Raw genomic sequence first — 14,261 nt, forward strand, 5'->3', positions numbered from 1 at the left:
GTCTCAGGCAGGCTGGAAGCGGTAGCGGCCGGTAATCCGGTACGAAAAAAGCCGATCTTCCAGCTTGGTTCCTGAGCCGATGTTGTGAACGAGCATTGGCCGTTGACCGTCGGGCGATTTGCGGTGCGTGACAATTGCCATGTGCGGTAGATTGCCCGGTAGCAATTGCGACACGATATCGCCGGGCAGATAGTCTCTCGGGTCGTCGCTAACAGGAAGCCCGGCGCCTTTCCGGGTGAAAAAGGTCTGCAGGTTGGGAACACGGCGATGGTCGATGTTTTTGTCCGGCCGTTTCAGACCCCAGTTTTGCGGATAGGCGCTGAAATGGTTCTTCATGTCCACGTTGACTTCACGTTGAAGATCAAAGTCGAACGCATCGCGGTAGGCGCGGACGATAACGTCCGTGCAGACACCACGTTCCCGCGGAATGTCTCCGTTGGGGAAGGTCAGCCCGACATAGCCGGGGTCGTAGAGTACGGTGACGCCGATCTGGTCTTCTGCCGCGGTTATCAGTTCTTCCGCCCAGGAATCGGGATTTTTCCAGATGATGTCCGTGGAAGACTGATCGCCGCTCAATGCGTTCAGTTTTACTGAACCAGATGCGCCGTCCGTGCCGAGTTTTTGTGCCGGAACGCGAGAGGCCGCCAACAGACCGCCGCCTGCAAGCACCAAACCACCAACCAGAAAACTCCGCCGTTTCATGAGTGCTCCCTCTTGTCTGTTCTATTTTTCCGTAATCGCAGAGTGAGTCAGCAATGCGGCGAACCTCGTAGGGCAACAACTCTATGTGGAAACTCAGATCTGAAAGATCTATTGCCTATGAGTTCTTTGGGACTTGCGAGCCCAGTCTTCCCATGAGCGGGCCAAAGCCCAACAGCCAGTATAAAAATGCGAATGACCAGGACACCGTTGCAAGTCCATGAAAAGGGCCAGGCAAGTCGTATCCAAGGTCTGGTGCAATTCTCAGCAATGCGGATAGGCATAAGAAAACAGCACCTGTTTTGACCAGCCAGCTTTGGCCCAATGGATGCCCTGTATGAAGCTTACCTGCGATGCAATAGACCGCGTAAACTCCGAGACCCAGACCGCCCAGAAATGCAAGGTGAAGTCCGGTGATATCGCTCCAGGGCGCACCAAGCCTCGCGCAGCCGGCAAGTATCAGGCCCACACCGGCAAGTGCTGAGGACCCGCCCAGCATCAATATTTCGGAATGAAATGTCGCCCGACCAATAAAGGCTTCAGCGACCCTATCCATGAAAGCTGCGCCGGCGGCTAGTATCAGAAATCCGGTTACCGCCTGGCTCAGACCAAAGATTTCTCCGGCAAGTGCAACGAATACAAGACCGGGCGCAAGGTGCAGTCGGCCAGGATGTGGCCGGAAAGGGGAGGTGGCTTCGGTAGGGTCCAGGATGAGGTTTGTGACAGGAACAGTGATCCGGCCAAGGGCGAGGCCCAGCAGTCCGAGAAACGCAAATCCAACCATGTGAATGGATTTGGTTGCAAGATCCAGCTGACCAGTCAGAAAGCCAAGACGGGCCATTGCGGCACAGGCCAAAAGGATCAGCAGCCAGAATGCGAAAGACAGCAATCTGTCTGTTCTTTGCCGCCAGGATAATTGCAAGATGTAGATGAGCAGTATCGAAAGCCAACTGACATCGGCGATTGCGCCGATGAGACCCAATCCGTCCCACCCCAACAGACCCACAACCCTGCCGATGAACCACAGACCAGCGAGGGCCCATAGGTGCCAGCCTCGTAGGGGCTCGCTGTCTGTCCATTCAGGGGCTGCCGTTGTCAGAAAGCCGATCAAGGCAGCACCGAATGCACCTATGAGCATTTCGTGGGCGTGCCAAAGGGAAGGTGGAACAGTTTCTGCAAGTGGCAGATCGAACTCGAACGCCAGCACCCAGAGCAGTGGCCAAAGAGCTGCATAGGCTGCCCCAAGCGGAAAAAACAGCCGAAACCCTTCGTCCGACAGGGCGTCCCACCAACGAATACTCCTGCTCTGGTTTCGATTCTGGACAGCAGGGCCGCAGCTCATGCAATCTGCCTTTCGTCAACATCATGAATGTGCCGGAACAGCGGGTCTTCTTTCAAAGCAGATTGCACCCATTTGAAGATAGTGACGTCGTCGCGTTCTTGTGGTGGCAAGGGAAATGAACGGATGCCCAGAACTCCGTGTCCATGGCTATCCAGGACCGCAATTCGGTCCGCCAGGCGAGCGGCCTCCTGCAGATCGTGCGTGATGAACAATCCTGAGAGTTGACCGCCCGCGCAGGTGTTGATCACCAAGTCCTGCATGCGCCTGCGCAGCGCGACGTCGAGCGCCGTAAACGGTTCGTCGAAGTAGATGAAATCGGGGTTTGTTGCCAACGCCCGTGCGATGGCGACGCGCTGTTTCATCCCGCCTGACAGCTCAACCGGATACTTTCTCAGGTCCTCAGAAAACAGTGCGACGCGTTCTGCGGCGACGGCAACTTTTTCTCTGCGTTCTCCGCGTTTCACACCGGCAATTTGCAGGGAATAAGCGATGTTTTGAGCAGCTGTTGCCCAAGGCAACAACGACGGTTCCTGAAAGATCATTGAATGGCGGCGATAGCGCCGATCAATTTTCCCTGCCCGGGGTTCGACAAGATCTGCAGCGATGTGTGCGAGCGTCGATTTTCCGCAACCGGAAGGTCCAACCAGAGCGACTATTTCTCGCTCCTCAATTTCGAGATGGATATTTTCAAGAACGGTCCGACCCAGATATGCGTGTCCGATATCTTGAAGGCTCAAGGCACTCATCGTTTGATACCCCACGGTTGCGCTGCCCGGCGCCAACGGTCGATCTCGCCCTTAACCGGGTGGATCAATGAGTATTCCACGACGATCAACAGTCCCACCGCAACAACCACCCAGGCAAGAGCCGTTGCAATATCAAGATTGATCCGTGCGTCTGCCAATGCGCCGCCAATGCCACCGGCATTGGCCAACAGTTCGGCCATCACGGCGACTTTGAAGGAGGTCCCGAGCGCAAGCGCGAGGGCGGGAAAGAGCGTTGTCGTGGTCTGGCGCAGGCCGACGGACAAAAACCGACTTATTGGTCCTGCCCCAAAGGCTTTGGCCATCCGATCCAACCCGCGATCACGTGTTGAAATGCCGCTTGCCGCACCCAGGAAGACCACGGGTAAGGCAGCCACAAGAATTACAACGCGAACAGTCGCATCGGAGCCGCCGAACCAGATCATGGCAAGGACGATCCAGGCGATGGGAGGTACCCCGAGAATGACGGTGATCAAAGGCGAAGCAATTCGCATTGTTGCCGGTGAATAGCCGGCAGAAATCCCCAGAAGACAGCCTGTCAGAGCGACCAGGACGAACCCGGTTAATGCGCGCTGAAGTGTGAGCAATGCGATGCCCCAGGCGTTCCGATCCTGCGCCAGTTTCCCGATTGCCTGGAGTGTTTCCAAAGGTGAGGTGAGAATAAATGGACCATAGGCCTCATGTCCGATTTGCCAGACTGCAGCCATCAGGCACAGAGCTGCAAAACCGGCCCAACCAGACCACAAGAAATCCAGTACGCGCCCAACCCGGTCGAGCAATCGCATTGCGAGATTGCCTAGCATATTCATGCCTTGTTGTATTGCCTGTCGCAGACCTGCCGAACGTGTGAGGCCATCCGACAGGCCCGTAGGTCATGTGTAGAACTTGTTGTCGGGAAGCTTGCCGCCAATGCGGGCCATGTCCTTGCCTGCCATTGCTTTCAACATGCGTTCTATGTCCGCGCGAGCCTCGACAGCGTTTCGTGCAACGAGATTGCAATGCGGAACCGATGCGGCAAGCAAAGGTGCCGGCAATCCGAGTGCTCCGGTCGCCTGTTCAGCAGCCTTGCCCGGATCTTCTAGGACTTCGCTGGTGGCGGTTCTGAGCACTTTGAGAATGTCTGGAATCATTTCCGATCCCGTCTCCATAAATGCTCCCGTCACTGCAAGACCTGCTTGGGGCAGAACAGGCGCAGCATCCGTCATCTCGCCCCAGGCGTCCTGGATATTGATGACCCGTGCGATTTTCTTGCCCGCCTTGCGTCCGCGCAGGATGCCGGCGGTTGTTGACGGCTCTGCAGTCAGGGCCGCTTCGACCTTACCTGCCAATAGCAATTGCATGGCTTCGATTGGCGACCCGGCATATGTGATTTGCAGGTCTTCTTCAGCGTTTAGCCCTGCATGCGATACAAGCTGGCCAAAGATGATTTCCGGTGTGTCACCGCGAAACGGTACGGCAATACTTCTTCCCTTGAGGTCTGAGATCGACTTAATTTCGGGAGCTTCGCTGATGATGTAGAGCAACCCATCAGTCATAATATTTGCAAGTCGGATCGGAAAGCCGCGATTGTAGAGATTTGCGGCGGCCTGTACCGGGACAACCGACAATCCAATGCTGCCCGACGTCAGCCCTGCGCGAAGTTCGTCCGGGTTACGCCAGGCCGTGAAAGTTGCATTTGCGGCCAATGCGCTGAAACCTCCACTCGCGACCGCATGGGCAAGAGTTACGGAAGGCCCTGCCGGAGGTCCAAACAGGGCAAGAGTGTCAGTTTTGTCCGCCAATGTCAGGGATGGAAGCAACGGTGTTGCAGCTCCGCCTGCCAGAAGAGAGAGCGCGGATCGCCGAGTCAAATCATGGATCTTGCTCATTTCATCTGCTCCAGAATTGCAGGGACGGGTTTTTCGTCATCAAGGACAACAAGCTGGACACGGAGCGCACCACTGCGGGCGGCGAGCCAATGATCCACTCCTGAAGGGATCGTCAGCAGGCTGCCAGCGGGATAAACGGTTTCTTTTTCCACATCGATCGCGCTTCCATCACCCCAGGACAACTCACCTGAAAGAACGGTCAATAGCCGTAGCCCACTCTTGGCCGCGTGCGGGGGTACGACATCTCCTTTGTCCAGATCCAGAAGAACGACGGCAGGGGTACCTTCTGACGTAACAGCGAGCGGTGTCAGCTGTGCAACGTCATAGACCTCCTTGGATGGAAGTTTTTCAGTTGCTATCAGAGTTGTTTCGGCGGCTGCCGCCGTGAAAAACGATGCAAGCAGCAACGAAGTCAGAAGCAATCTCATGAGATTTCCCTTTCTATTTCGCTTCGAGAGCGGATTTGTTTCTGGCTTGCGAGAGGCTGGCTAAGGACGTCAAACAGCAGTTCCTGGTCTGCTGAGAATGAAGAGTGAAGCAGCAGCAATGGCGACTGCCTGGATCACGAGAACTGTCGGAGAGGCGTTCAAGATAACACTGAGCGTAAGAAGACTCGCCATCATGCCGATTGATACGACTTTGTATCGAAGCGCTATTGCACCGTTTCGACGCCAATCCAGGATGATCGGCCCAAACACGGCGTTGGTCTCAAGTATGTCCTGCAGATATGGAGAGCTTTTTCCGAAGGCAAAAGCAGCCAGGATAACAAAAGGTGTGGTTGGTAAAACCGGCAAGAAAGTTCCAATTGCACCTATCAGAAGCGATACGACACCGATGCCTATCCACACAGCCCGTTTGGCTGCCGGTGCAAGATTTTTGAGAATGCTTTTCAAAGCGGACTCTCTTTAACTGGAGTTTAATATTCAGGTTTTAACTGACCAGTCACCGGCTGCACTTGATTTTTATCAAGACACGTGGGTTTCGAGAAAAAAGAGGGAAGGTGGGCTCATCTGAGGTGGCCCGGCCTAGAGAGATTTTCCGGAGAAAAGGCAGGTGGAAGCTCCAATTTTCACCTGCCTTTTCATGTTTGCCCCACGGAGTGAAGTGACGCGAAAAGTGCAGACTTTTTCGTTATCAGTTGCAAAGATTGCCAGAACATCAGTCTGTGGACCTCCTTGGTTCCTGACAATGCCATGACACCTTGCCGGGACACGCTTACCAAGCGGTGATAGGTTTGGTGCGAGTTGGTTTGAACTAGGCAACCATTTGCTCTTGTCCGGAGGCAGACATGGAAGTGCTGCTCCTTTGTGCCGGTTCGGGCCGGAAATCCTGGGAAGGAGAAAGCTCGAAGCGGCCGCTGCGCACAAAAGGCAAACGACAGGCACAGAAAGTCGGAGCGTGGATGGGGCAATGTCACCTTGCCCCGGATATCGTGTTTTCAGCGCCGTGTGAACGCGCTTTTGTCAGTGCTCAAAAGGCATTGAAGGCTGGCGGTTGGACTAGCCGAAATATCGAAGTTTCGCGAGCCGTTGGCGATGGCAGACTGCCTCGGCTTCAAGGCAGCGGTTTGTCTATGCTGGTTGCGCAAGTATCGGCCATGCGTCAACTCATTTCAGGCTTGCAGTTGGATATGGAGCCGGGTCTGGCTCCAGGGGTTCTTCTCCGTCTTTGCTTGACTGAAGGAGTGTGGCGGGTGCTGTCACGGATTGACCCGCGAGACCTTCCCGAGCTTTTTCCGTTTCCGGGGCCGGATGGACCCGAGCGCCGAGAGCGACCATCTTACTACTACACCCAGTCTGCAGTTGTGCCCTATAGGAGGACACGAGACGGGGTTCAGATCCTGATTGTCGGCTCCAGCAGTGGCCGTCATTGGGTGGTGCCGAAGGGAATTGTTGAACCCGGCCTTGATCCCGGTGCTTCTGCGGTGATTGAGGCACGCGAGGAAGCGGGCGTTGTGGGGAATGTCAGCGACGAGCCGATTGGCACTTACCACTACGAGAAATGGGGCGCGCAATGCCATGTCGTTGTCTATGCGTTGGAGGTAGAAACTCTGATCCCGGACGCTGACTGGGAGGAGAACCACCGTCAACGGCAATGGGTTAGTCCCGAGGAGGCCGCCAGTCGCATGGTGCAATCGGCAATCGGCAGCTTGATTCGTGGATTCGCAATTGAAATTTCCACTGGCCTTTGAGGGTTGATCGAAGCTCAGAGATCACGACGGAGTTCGGAGTTTCGGTTTGTCAGATCGCGGATTTGAAGGCCGAGGTGAGCGCGTTGAGCGTGTCTGAATGACGACCGTTCTTGATGCGTGTGTGCAAGATTACCGGCAAGGCCGGCAACGCGGGCAGTCCGAGTCGAGGACCAACATCCACGACACCAAGAGGAAGCATGCGCCGAGACAGTGCAGACACACCCATGCCAGCGACAACGGCCGCGGACACAGCTGTCACGCCACCGCCAACGAAGACCTCCCGCCATTCAATTCCTGCACGATCAAGCAGCTCTCCAGCCAAGCTCCTGACACCGCATGGTTCCGGCATGGTTGCGATCGGCAAAGGCTCATCTTCGCTAGGCCGCCAATTCTGGGATGCGAACCAGGAGAATTTTTCATTCGCGATGGTCTGGCCGCCGTCTCTTCCCTTGTCAAACCGAACGATTGCGGCGTCCAGAAGCCTGAGATCGTAGTCTTTCAAAAGATCCAGTGAAGACCCTATCCGGATCTCGATGGTGAGTTGGGGATCTTGCGCATTCATACGCGCGACCAGCGCTGGCAGTTCCGGTCCAGCAACATGATCGCTCAGACCGATGGTCAGTTTCTGTCGCGGCTCGGCAAGTGTCGTGAAGGCGCGGTCATGGACCTCAAGCAGTTCTCGCGCGTGCACCAGGAACGCAGCGCCGCGCGCTGTCAGTTCAACGTGTCTTGGCGTTCGCTGAACGAGTTTACAGTCCAGCCTTTCTTCCAGGCGCTTCAGTTTCAATGACATCGCCGATTGGGTCATCCGGGCCATGTCTGCAGCTCGGGTAAAACTGCCAAGCTCGGCGATCCGGACGAAGGCACGGACACAATCAATATCCAGGGCGCGATCAATCATTATGAATGTTTATCTCTGTAATAACATATCATTTCAATTTGTAATGATAGCTTGCGCAAGTCAGTGAGTTCAAGCCTTTCTGGAGGACCAAATGCCAATCGTTCATGTGTCTATGTGCGCCGGGCAATCGAAGACTTATCGCGCAGCCGTTCTGGATGGCTTGTATCTTGCCTTGCGTGACGCCTTGAAGGTTCCCGAGGATGATCGTTTCATGACAATCACCGAGCACGCGCCTGAAAATTTTCGCTTCGGTTCGGCGTTCGGGGTCGAACGCAGCATAAATGTTCTTTACATCACGATTTCGGTTTTCAACACGCGTACTGCGCAGCAGAAAGCAGCTCTCTTTCAGCGGATCGCGGAAGTGCTGACCGAAAATCCGGGTATCCGCCCGGAAGATCTGTTCGTGACGGTGCATGATCTGCCGAAAGAAAACTGGTCGGTCGGTTATGGGCGTCCATTTGCCTGAGGTTTCAAGAGCAAGAGACCAGTTGTGTCCCGGCTTTTTTGGGCCGTTGCTCAGTGGAGCGAACGTTCAGCCCCAGGTCTGGAGCTTTGCCGAATAGCTTGACAGGTCACCAAAGTGCTCCTTGACCCAGTCCGGATTATAATAGGTGTCCAGATACCGTTGTCCGCTGTCGCACATCAGCGTGACGATCGAGCCAACTTCGCCCTGGTCCATCATCTTTCTGGCAATTTGAAGAGAGCCCCAGAGATTGGTGCCTGTCGAAGCGCCGGCCTTCCGGCCGATCAGTTTTTCAAGCCAGAAAATGGTTGCGACGCTTGCAGCGTCAGGAACCTTGATCATGTCGTCGATCACATCCGGTAAAAAGGAATGCTCGACCTTTGGGCGGCCAATCCCTTCTATCCGGCTGGATTTTCCTGAAGTGAGGGTACGATCCCCGCTTTGGTAGGCATCATAGAAGACCGAATTTTCCGGATCGACGACAGTGAGTTTGGTGTCATATCCCTTGTAGCGGATATATCTGCCGAGGGTCGCGGACGTGCCGCCGGTGCCGGCGCTCATGACCAGTCTTTTCGGCGTCGAATGCGGTTCCCATTCCAATTGCCGGAAGATGCTTTCGGCGATGTTGTTGTTGCCACGCCAGTCGGTTGCCCGTTCCGCATACGTGAACTGATCCATGAAGTAACCATCGATGGAGGCGGCCAGCTCCACTGCTGCGCCGTGCATTTCCGGTGCGGATCCAACAAAATGTGTTTCGCCCCCGTGAAGGCGGATCTGTTCGATTTTGCTGTGCGCAGTGCTTCTGGGCACAACTGCGATGAACCTGGCGCCGATCATGTTTGCAAAATAGGCTTCCGACACAGCGGTGCTGCCTGAAGATGCTTCAATGACCGGTGTGTCTTCCCGGATCTTGCCGTTGCAAAGTGCATACAGAAAAAGGGATCTCGCAAGGCGGTGTTTCAAGCTGCCGGTCGGATGTGTGCTTTCGTCCTTCAGATAGATGTCGACGCCTTCCAGCGAGGGCAGGGGCAATTTGAACAGATGCGTATCGGCTGAACGATGTGCGTCCGCATTGATCCTGTTGATTGCCTCTTTTACCCAAGTGCTCATAATCCGCCTTTCCCATCACGCACTGTGCAATTTCAACTTGATGCGCTCTTTAGGATCGGTTGTCTCCGATCAATTTTGGAAGCCGCCAGATAACCGGCAATGAAACAAGGACAGCGACGATCACATAGTAGACAGGCGCGAAATCGTCGCCGGTTCGGTTGACCAGGTAGGTTGCAATCATCGGCGTTGTGCCGCCAAAGATCGCCATGCAGGTGTTGTAGCCCAGTGCAACGACACTGCAGCGCAAATGATCCGGTGCCATCAACGTCAAGGCCGAGACGGACAATGCCCACCCTACGGTGCTGGTAATCGTCAGGCCGAACTGACCGAGGAACACAATGCCGATGTCGGGTCGGTGCATCAGCCACCAGCTTGGGATGGCCACCAGTAGCGTGCCGACTGCACCGACCAGAAAAACCGATCTTTGACCAAACCTGTCCGCGGCCAGGCCACAAACCGGCACAAGCAGTGCCATGACAATCAAGTTGACGGTGGTGATGTCGAGCGCGGCGGCGGAGGTGAAGTGCATCTGCGACGTCAGGTAGGAGACCGCATAGACAAAGATGACGAAGTAGATGACCGCACTCGGGATCAGCAGCAGCACCATCTGTATCAGCAGTCGCCAGTGGTGACGCAGACTCTCAATGATGGGAGAGACTTCGTTTGTCTGCGCATCGCTCGGCGCGCTTTCAGTCAGGCTTCGCCGCAAGACAGCGCTGAAGAGTGCAACCATCGCGCCAAGGGCGAATGGGACCCGCCATCCCCAAGACTGCATGTCTTCCGGAGACAGGGTAGAGCTGACTGCTGCAGGCACGGCAGAGCCCAGGACACAGCCCCACATCATGGCGAAGGCAACCCAGGCTCCGGTGAGAGCCTTTCGCCCGGGTTGGGCCTGCTCCACCAGCAATACACCGGAGGCCGTGTATTCACCTGCAACGGAAATACCCTGGACGACACGGATAAGAACCAGCAGAACCGCAGCCGTGACGCCGATTTCTTCGTAGGTCGGCAAAAGCGCAATTGCGAGCGAGCCGGCGCCCATCAAAAGAACCGAAATCATCAAGGCTGTCTTGCGCCCGATCCTGTCGCCGATATGTCCGAATATCACGCTGCCGATTGGCCGGGCAGCGTATCCGACTGCAAGAACCGCAAAGGCGGACAACAGGGATGCGAACTTGTCTTCGGAGGGAAAAAACAGGGTCGCAAGCGTCGGCGCCAGAAAGCCATAGACCGTGAAATCATACCATTCCAAAACATTGCCGCTTGCCGCGGCGAAGATGGAACGCGGTGGCAGTTTTGCTTTTGTAGTGGTCATTGTTGCGCGCAAATGCCTTTGGAGTGCAGATCGGTTCGGACGATTTTAGCCGTGTTGGGAGACACGGCTGAAAGGCGAATTTGCATCAAAGGCTCGCATAAGCGCAGACCACATGAAACCCTTTTTGACACGTTTGCCGTGGATCAACCAGGGCTACAACAAAGGTTGTGCCTCCGGTCAGGTCCTTTTTTCTCAATCTCAGGCGAGCTTCATTGTTACGATGCCCGCGAAAATCAAAAGTGCAGCAATCAAGCGCTGGGCGGTTACTGTTTCGCCAAGAAACCAGATTCCGACCACAAAGGCGCCAACGGCACCAATCCCGGTCCAGATCATGTAGCTGGTCCCAAGCGGAAGGCTGCGCATCGAAAGCGAAAGAAGACCGAACGAGGCGACCATGGCACCAAGCATGATCAGTGTTGGTGTCAGACGCGTGAACCCCTGCGATTCCTTCATCGCGAACGCCCAGACAATTTCAAGGAAGCCTGCGGCGAGCAAAAAAAACCAAGCCATGGATTTTCTCCCAGCCGGGCCGTCCCGTTGATTTGATGAAAGTTGGAGGTCGTCCTCCGGCTGATCAGATGGGGTGCCGGCTTGCCGGTTCAAATGAAATTTCCTTCATGTTGAAAAGCACCTTAAGGCGTTAAAGCGGAATGCCGCTGATATGTGCCACAAGTTCAAGACTGTTTCTGACGCCGAGTTTTTTCATCAGCCGGGCTCTGTGAATATCGACCGTCCGCGGTGAAATCTCCAGAACACGGGCAATTTCCTTGGATGTCTTTCCTTCAACCATGAGAGTTGCTACCTGCCGCTCCCGCAAGCTCATATCGGTTATCGGCCTGTCTTCGGAAATATCGGCAAAGGACCAGACTGCTCGCGCGAAAGGTGCCGAGGGGTCCAGCGATTGGCCGCGAACACGGCACCAGAACAACAGACCATCTTGTCTGCGCATAATGCGCTCGTCCCGGTACCGACCGGTTCCCAACATTTTCTGGGCACCAATCTGGCCGATGCGGGCAAATTCCTCGGAAGAGGGGTAAAGGATCGACAAGGAGGCGTCTGTCAGTTCGGCGCGGGAATAGCCAAACATTTCGGCAAAAAGGGTGTTGCACTTCTTTATGCAACGGTTCTCTGAGTAAATCAGCCCGACTGGTGCGTGTTCAAAGGCGATTGTCTCGCTGTCTTCCATTTTTATCCCGTTAGGTAAATTGACGTAATTCCCCGAAAGACCTGGCAATAGTATCTGAAAGGACGAATTGGGAGGCAAGAATGAACCCGGCAGAGTGGCTTTATAGAAGCGCGGCGAAAATGCCCGATGCTCCTGCTCTCCATAATGGCACCACATGCACGGCCAGCTATGGCGAGTTCGCCAATCGAGCGGGCTCCATCGCCTTGGCCTTGTCCGATGAAGGCGTTGGCAAGGGGGATCGCGTAGCGTTTTATTGCGCCAACCGGACCGAGTATCTGGAAGCACTCTATGGCGCATGGTGGATCGGGGCATCGGTTGTACCGATAAACGCGAAATTGCATGTCAAGGAAGCTGCCTGGATGATTGAAAACTCCGGCACGGCTCTTGTTTTTTCGGATGATAAATCCGTCATGCAGCTCTCACCTCTCGTCGATGCAGGCGTGCGTGTTGTCAGTCTTACTGGTGACGAATTTGGCGCAATGCGCGGCACCCAATCGGACACTGTCCCGGTTGCAATGCAAAAGGATGAGCTTGCCTGGCTGTTTTATACATCCGGAACGACCGGCAAGCCCAAGGGCGTCATGATTACTTGCGGAAATATCCTCTCCATGACGCTGACTTACTTTTCGGACGTGGATGAAGTCAAAACACAGGATGCCATCCTATATGCAGCTCCGATGAGCCACGGGGCTGGCCTCTATAATTTCATGCATGTTCTGAAAGGTGCACGGCATGTTGTGCCTGAAAGCGGTGGTTTCGATGCCGAGGAAGTCCTGACAATTGCTCCTTTGATAGGTTCTGTTTCGATGTTCGCGGCCCCGACGATGGTCCGAAGGCTTGTCGATGAAGCCAAGGCAAAGGACCTGTCCGGAAGAGGGCTCAGGACCGTCGTTTATGCCGGTGGACCGATGTACGAGGCGGACATTCTGGAAGCTGTCGATCAAATGGGGCCTCGCTTCGTTCAAATTTACGGTCAGGGAGAATGCCCTATGGGCATTTCGGCGCTGTCACGTGAAGAGGTTTCCGATCGTGACCATCCGCGTTGGCGAGATCGTTTGAATTCAGTCGGTACTGCGCAGTCCGCTGTCCTTGTTGCGATTGTCGACGAGGCGGGCAACGAACGTCCACGCGGCGAGGTGGGGGAAATTGTGGTCAAAGGACCCACTGTCATGAAGGGATATTGGAAAAACCCGGATGCAACCTCAAAGACTCTTCGAGACGGCTGGCTGTGGACGGGAGATCTCGGGCGCATGGATGACGCCGGTTATGTGACCCTACAGGATCGGTCCAAGGACGTTATCATTTCCGGGGGGGCCAATATCTACCCGCGTGAAGTGGAAGAGGTGCTGCTGAGCCATGATGCCGTGCGTGAAGTCGCGGTTGTTGGCCGGACGGACCTGGAATGGGGTGAAACCGTGGTTGCCTTCGTTGTTTGCGACGAAAACCGGACCGTCACGACACAAGTACTGGATTTACATTGTCTAGATCAGATTGCACGGTTCAAACGGCCAAAAGAGTATCTGTTCGTTTCTGAACTGCCGAAGAACAATTATGGAAAGGTCCTGAAGACGGAGCTGCGGGACAGAGTGAACAAGGAGGTACGGACATGAGCGAACTGACCGGGAAAACTGCGCTCGTCACGGGATCGGTGCAAGGGATCGGGTTGGCCATTGCCAAGGTACTTGGGCGGGCAGGGGCCCGTGTTGGCGTGCACGGCTTGGCAACGGACGAGCAGGCAAAATCAACCGTCGACGCCGTGTTGGAAGCCGGTGCTCCCGAGGTAAGGTTTTTTGGCGCAGATGTGAAAGATGTGGCCGCGATCGAAACAATGATGGCGGAGGTCACCGATTGGGGCGGTCCAGATATTCTGGTCAATAACGCAGGAATTCAAAAGACCGCCAGTCTTGCGGAAGCCGATCCGGCAATCTGGGACGCGATCATCGGCGTCAATCTTTCGGCAGCTTTCCACACCATGCGTCTGGCTTTACCTGCAATGGCAGCCAAAGGGTACGGCCGGGTAATCAACATCGCATCGGTTCACGGCCTGGTCGCTTCCGTCAACAAGGCACCATATGTAGCGTCGAAATTCGGTCTGGTGGGAATGAGCAAGGTCGCCGCTCTTGAATATGCGACGGCGGGTCAGAAGGCGACTGGCGGCGTCACCATCAACTGCATTGCGCCCGGTTGGACGGAAACTGCCATCATCGAGCCCCAAGTGGCGGCCCGTGCCGAACAATTCGGCGGAGATCGAGACAAGGGAATTGCAGACCTGCTGGCAGAAAAGCAACCAACCCGACGCACGTCGGACCCTTCTGAAATCGGTGAGCTCGCTCTTTGGCTTTGTAACCCGATTGCTCACAATGTGACGGGTGCAACGATCCCCGTCGACGGTGGTTGGACGTCGCAATAGGCTGATCAGCGT

General features: G+C 55.3%; 16 protein-coding genes. 4 read left to right on the top strand and 12 right to left on the bottom strand.

Annotation, left to right across the window (positions count from 1 at the left end; all coding sequences use genetic code 11):
• Positions 1 to 3: 3 nt before the first annotated feature.
• The 7 genes from K1718_RS11200 to K1718_RS11230 form a co-directional block, all read right to left on the bottom strand.
• A complete protein-coding gene (locus K1718_RS11200; RefSeq protein ID WP_265684451.1) occupies positions 4 to 702 on the bottom strand; it encodes a DUF1287 domain-containing protein in 699 nt (232 codons plus the stop codon).
• A 115-nt stretch (positions 703 to 817) separates the two neighbouring features.
• Positions 818 to 2,041 carry an NnrS family protein gene (locus K1718_RS11205; protein WP_265684452.1) on the bottom strand — a complete coding sequence of 408 codons (1,224 nt, stop codon included), beginning with the start codon at positions 2,039 to 2,041 and terminating at the stop codon, positions 818 to 820.
• Positions 2,038 to 2,787, bottom strand: coding sequence for an ABC transporter ATP-binding protein (locus tag K1718_RS11210; RefSeq protein ID WP_265684453.1), 750 nt, complete (start codon positions 2,785 to 2,787; stop codon positions 2,038 to 2,040). Before K1718_RS11210 ends, K1718_RS11205 begins: the two co-directional genes overlap by 4 nt.
• Complete coding sequence (locus K1718_RS11215) at positions 2,784 to 3,614, bottom strand: ABC transporter permease (protein ID WP_265684454.1); 831 nt, start codon at positions 3,612 to 3,614, stop codon at positions 2,784 to 2,786. The genes K1718_RS11210 and K1718_RS11215 overlap by 4 nt, the downstream gene beginning before the upstream one ends.
• Before the next feature lie 63 nt (positions 3,615 to 3,677).
• Positions 3,678 to 4,673: an ABC transporter substrate-binding protein gene (locus tag K1718_RS11220; protein ID WP_265684455.1), complete on the bottom strand. Its 996-nt coding sequence runs from the start codon at positions 4,671 to 4,673 to the stop codon at positions 3,678 to 3,680.
• Positions 4,670 to 5,101 carry a cupin domain-containing protein gene (locus tag K1718_RS11225; protein ID WP_265684456.1) on the bottom strand — a complete coding sequence of 144 codons (432 nt, stop codon included), beginning with the start codon at positions 5,099 to 5,101 and terminating at the stop codon, positions 4,670 to 4,672. The genes K1718_RS11220 and K1718_RS11225 overlap by 4 nt, the downstream gene beginning before the upstream one ends.
• Before the next feature lie 69 nt (positions 5,102 to 5,170).
• Positions 5,171 to 5,566 (bottom strand): YbaN family protein, encoded by a 396-nt coding sequence (locus tag K1718_RS11230; protein WP_265684457.1) that lies wholly within the window; start codon positions 5,564 to 5,566, stop codon positions 5,171 to 5,173.
• A gap of 395 nt (positions 5,567 to 5,961) precedes the next feature.
• Between K1718_RS11230 and K1718_RS11235 the strand changes: the two genes are divergently transcribed.
• Positions 5,962 to 6,864, top strand: a complete 903-nt coding sequence (locus K1718_RS11235; RefSeq protein WP_265684458.1) for an NUDIX hydrolase — start codon at positions 5,962 to 5,964, stop codon at positions 6,862 to 6,864.
• A 49-nt stretch (positions 6,865 to 6,913) separates the two neighbouring features.
• On the opposite strand, the gene K1718_RS11240 is transcribed toward K1718_RS11235, so the two are convergent.
• Positions 6,914 to 7,765: a LysR family transcriptional regulator gene (locus K1718_RS11240; RefSeq protein ID WP_265684459.1), complete on the bottom strand. Its 852-nt coding sequence runs from the start codon at positions 7,763 to 7,765 to the stop codon at positions 6,914 to 6,916.
• 91 nt (positions 7,766 to 7,856) lie between these two features.
• Here K1718_RS11240 and K1718_RS11245 point away from each other — a divergent pair, with 91 nt between their 5' ends.
• Complete coding sequence (locus K1718_RS11245) at positions 7,857 to 8,231, top strand: tautomerase family protein (protein WP_152501004.1); 375 nt, start codon at positions 7,857 to 7,859, stop codon at positions 8,229 to 8,231.
• A 66-nt stretch (positions 8,232 to 8,297) separates the two neighbouring features.
• Here K1718_RS11245 and K1718_RS11250 read toward each other — a convergent pair whose 3' ends face one another.
• The 4 genes from K1718_RS11250 to K1718_RS11265 form a co-directional block, all read right to left on the bottom strand.
• Positions 8,298 to 9,338 carry a PLP-dependent cysteine synthase family protein gene (locus tag K1718_RS11250; protein ID WP_209006905.1) on the bottom strand — a complete coding sequence of 347 codons (1,041 nt, stop codon included), beginning with the start codon at positions 9,336 to 9,338 and terminating at the stop codon, positions 8,298 to 8,300.
• A 49-nt stretch (positions 9,339 to 9,387) separates the two neighbouring features.
• Positions 9,388 to 10,653 carry an MFS transporter gene (locus K1718_RS11255; RefSeq protein ID WP_152501006.1) on the bottom strand — a complete coding sequence of 422 codons (1,266 nt, stop codon included), beginning with the start codon at positions 10,651 to 10,653 and terminating at the stop codon, positions 9,388 to 9,390.
• A 198-nt stretch (positions 10,654 to 10,851) separates the two neighbouring features.
• Complete coding sequence (locus K1718_RS11260; RefSeq protein ID WP_265684460.1) at positions 10,852 to 11,163, bottom strand: DMT family transporter; 312 nt, start codon at positions 11,161 to 11,163, stop codon at positions 10,852 to 10,854.
• A gap of 130 nt (positions 11,164 to 11,293) precedes the next feature.
• Positions 11,294 to 11,839 (bottom strand): LuxR C-terminal-related transcriptional regulator, encoded by a 546-nt coding sequence (locus K1718_RS11265; protein ID WP_265684461.1) that lies wholly within the window; start codon positions 11,837 to 11,839, stop codon positions 11,294 to 11,296.
• A gap of 80 nt (positions 11,840 to 11,919) precedes the next feature.
• Between K1718_RS11265 and K1718_RS11270 the strand changes: the two genes are divergently transcribed.
• Both K1718_RS11270 and K1718_RS11275 read left to right on the top strand, forming a co-directional pair.
• Positions 11,920 to 13,449 (top strand): AMP-binding protein, encoded by a 1,530-nt coding sequence (locus tag K1718_RS11270; RefSeq protein WP_265684462.1) that lies wholly within the window; start codon positions 11,920 to 11,922, stop codon positions 13,447 to 13,449.
• The gene (locus K1718_RS11275) at positions 13,446 to 14,249 is read left to right on the top strand and encodes an SDR family NAD(P)-dependent oxidoreductase (protein WP_265684463.1); all 804 of its coding nucleotides are present in this window, start codon (positions 13,446 to 13,448) and stop codon (positions 14,247 to 14,249) included. The genes K1718_RS11270 and K1718_RS11275 overlap by 4 nt, the downstream gene beginning before the upstream one ends.
• Positions 14,250 to 14,261: the final 12 nt, after the last annotated feature.

This window comes from Roseibium porphyridii, from assembly GCF_026191725.2.
Taxonomy (GTDB): Bacteria; Pseudomonadota; Alphaproteobacteria; order Rhizobiales; family Stappiaceae; genus Roseibium; species Roseibium porphyridii.

Excerpts from the sequence above, each read along its gene's own strand:
- K1718_RS11260 (WP_265684460.1), bottom strand. The coding sequence starts at position 11,163 with ATGGCTTGGTTTTTTTTGCTCGCCGCAGGCTTCCTTGAAATTGTCTGG.
- K1718_RS11235 (WP_265684458.1), top strand. The coding sequence starts at position 5,962 with ATGGAAGTGCTGCTCCTTTGTGCCGGTTCGGGCCGGAAATCCTGGGAA.
- K1718_RS11270 (WP_265684462.1), top strand. The coding sequence starts at position 11,920 with ATGAACCCGGCAGAGTGGCTTTATAGAAGCGCGGCGAAAATGCCCGAT.
- K1718_RS11200 (WP_265684451.1), bottom strand. The coding sequence starts at position 702 with ATGAAACGGCGGAGTTTTCTGGTTGGTGGTTTGGTGCTTGCAGGCGGC.
- K1718_RS11205 (WP_265684452.1), bottom strand. The coding sequence starts at position 2,041 with ATGAGCTGCGGCCCTGCTGTCCAGAATCGAAACCAGAGCAGGAGTATT.
- K1718_RS11225 (WP_265684456.1), bottom strand. The coding sequence starts at position 5,101 with ATGAGATTGCTTCTGACTTCGTTGCTGCTTGCATCGTTTTTCACGGCG.
- K1718_RS11275 (WP_265684463.1), top strand. The coding sequence starts at position 13,446 with ATGAGCGAACTGACCGGGAAAACTGCGCTCGTCACGGGATCGGTGCAA.
- K1718_RS11265 (WP_265684461.1), bottom strand. The coding sequence starts at position 11,839 with ATGGAAGACAGCGAGACAATCGCCTTTGAACACGCACCAGTCGGGCTG.
- K1718_RS11245 (WP_152501004.1), top strand. The coding sequence starts at position 7,857 with ATGCCAATCGTTCATGTGTCTATGTGCGCCGGGCAATCGAAGACTTAT.
- K1718_RS11220 (WP_265684455.1), bottom strand. The coding sequence starts at position 4,673 with ATGAGCAAGATCCATGATTTGACTCGGCGATCCGCGCTCTCTCTTCTG.
- K1718_RS11210 (WP_265684453.1), bottom strand. The coding sequence starts at position 2,787 with ATGAGTGCCTTGAGCCTTCAAGATATCGGACACGCATATCTGGGTCGG.
- K1718_RS11250 (WP_209006905.1), bottom strand. The coding sequence starts at position 9,338 with ATGAGCACTTGGGTAAAAGAGGCAATCAACAGGATCAATGCGGACGCA.
- K1718_RS11255 (WP_152501006.1), bottom strand. The coding sequence starts at position 10,653 with ATGACCACTACAAAAGCAAAACTGCCACCGCGTTCCATCTTCGCCGCG.
- K1718_RS11215 (WP_265684454.1), bottom strand. The coding sequence starts at position 3,614 with ATGAATATGCTAGGCAATCTCGCAATGCGATTGCTCGACCGGGTTGGG.
- K1718_RS11240 (WP_265684459.1), bottom strand. The coding sequence starts at position 7,765 with ATGATTGATCGCGCCCTGGATATTGATTGTGTCCGTGCCTTCGTCCGG.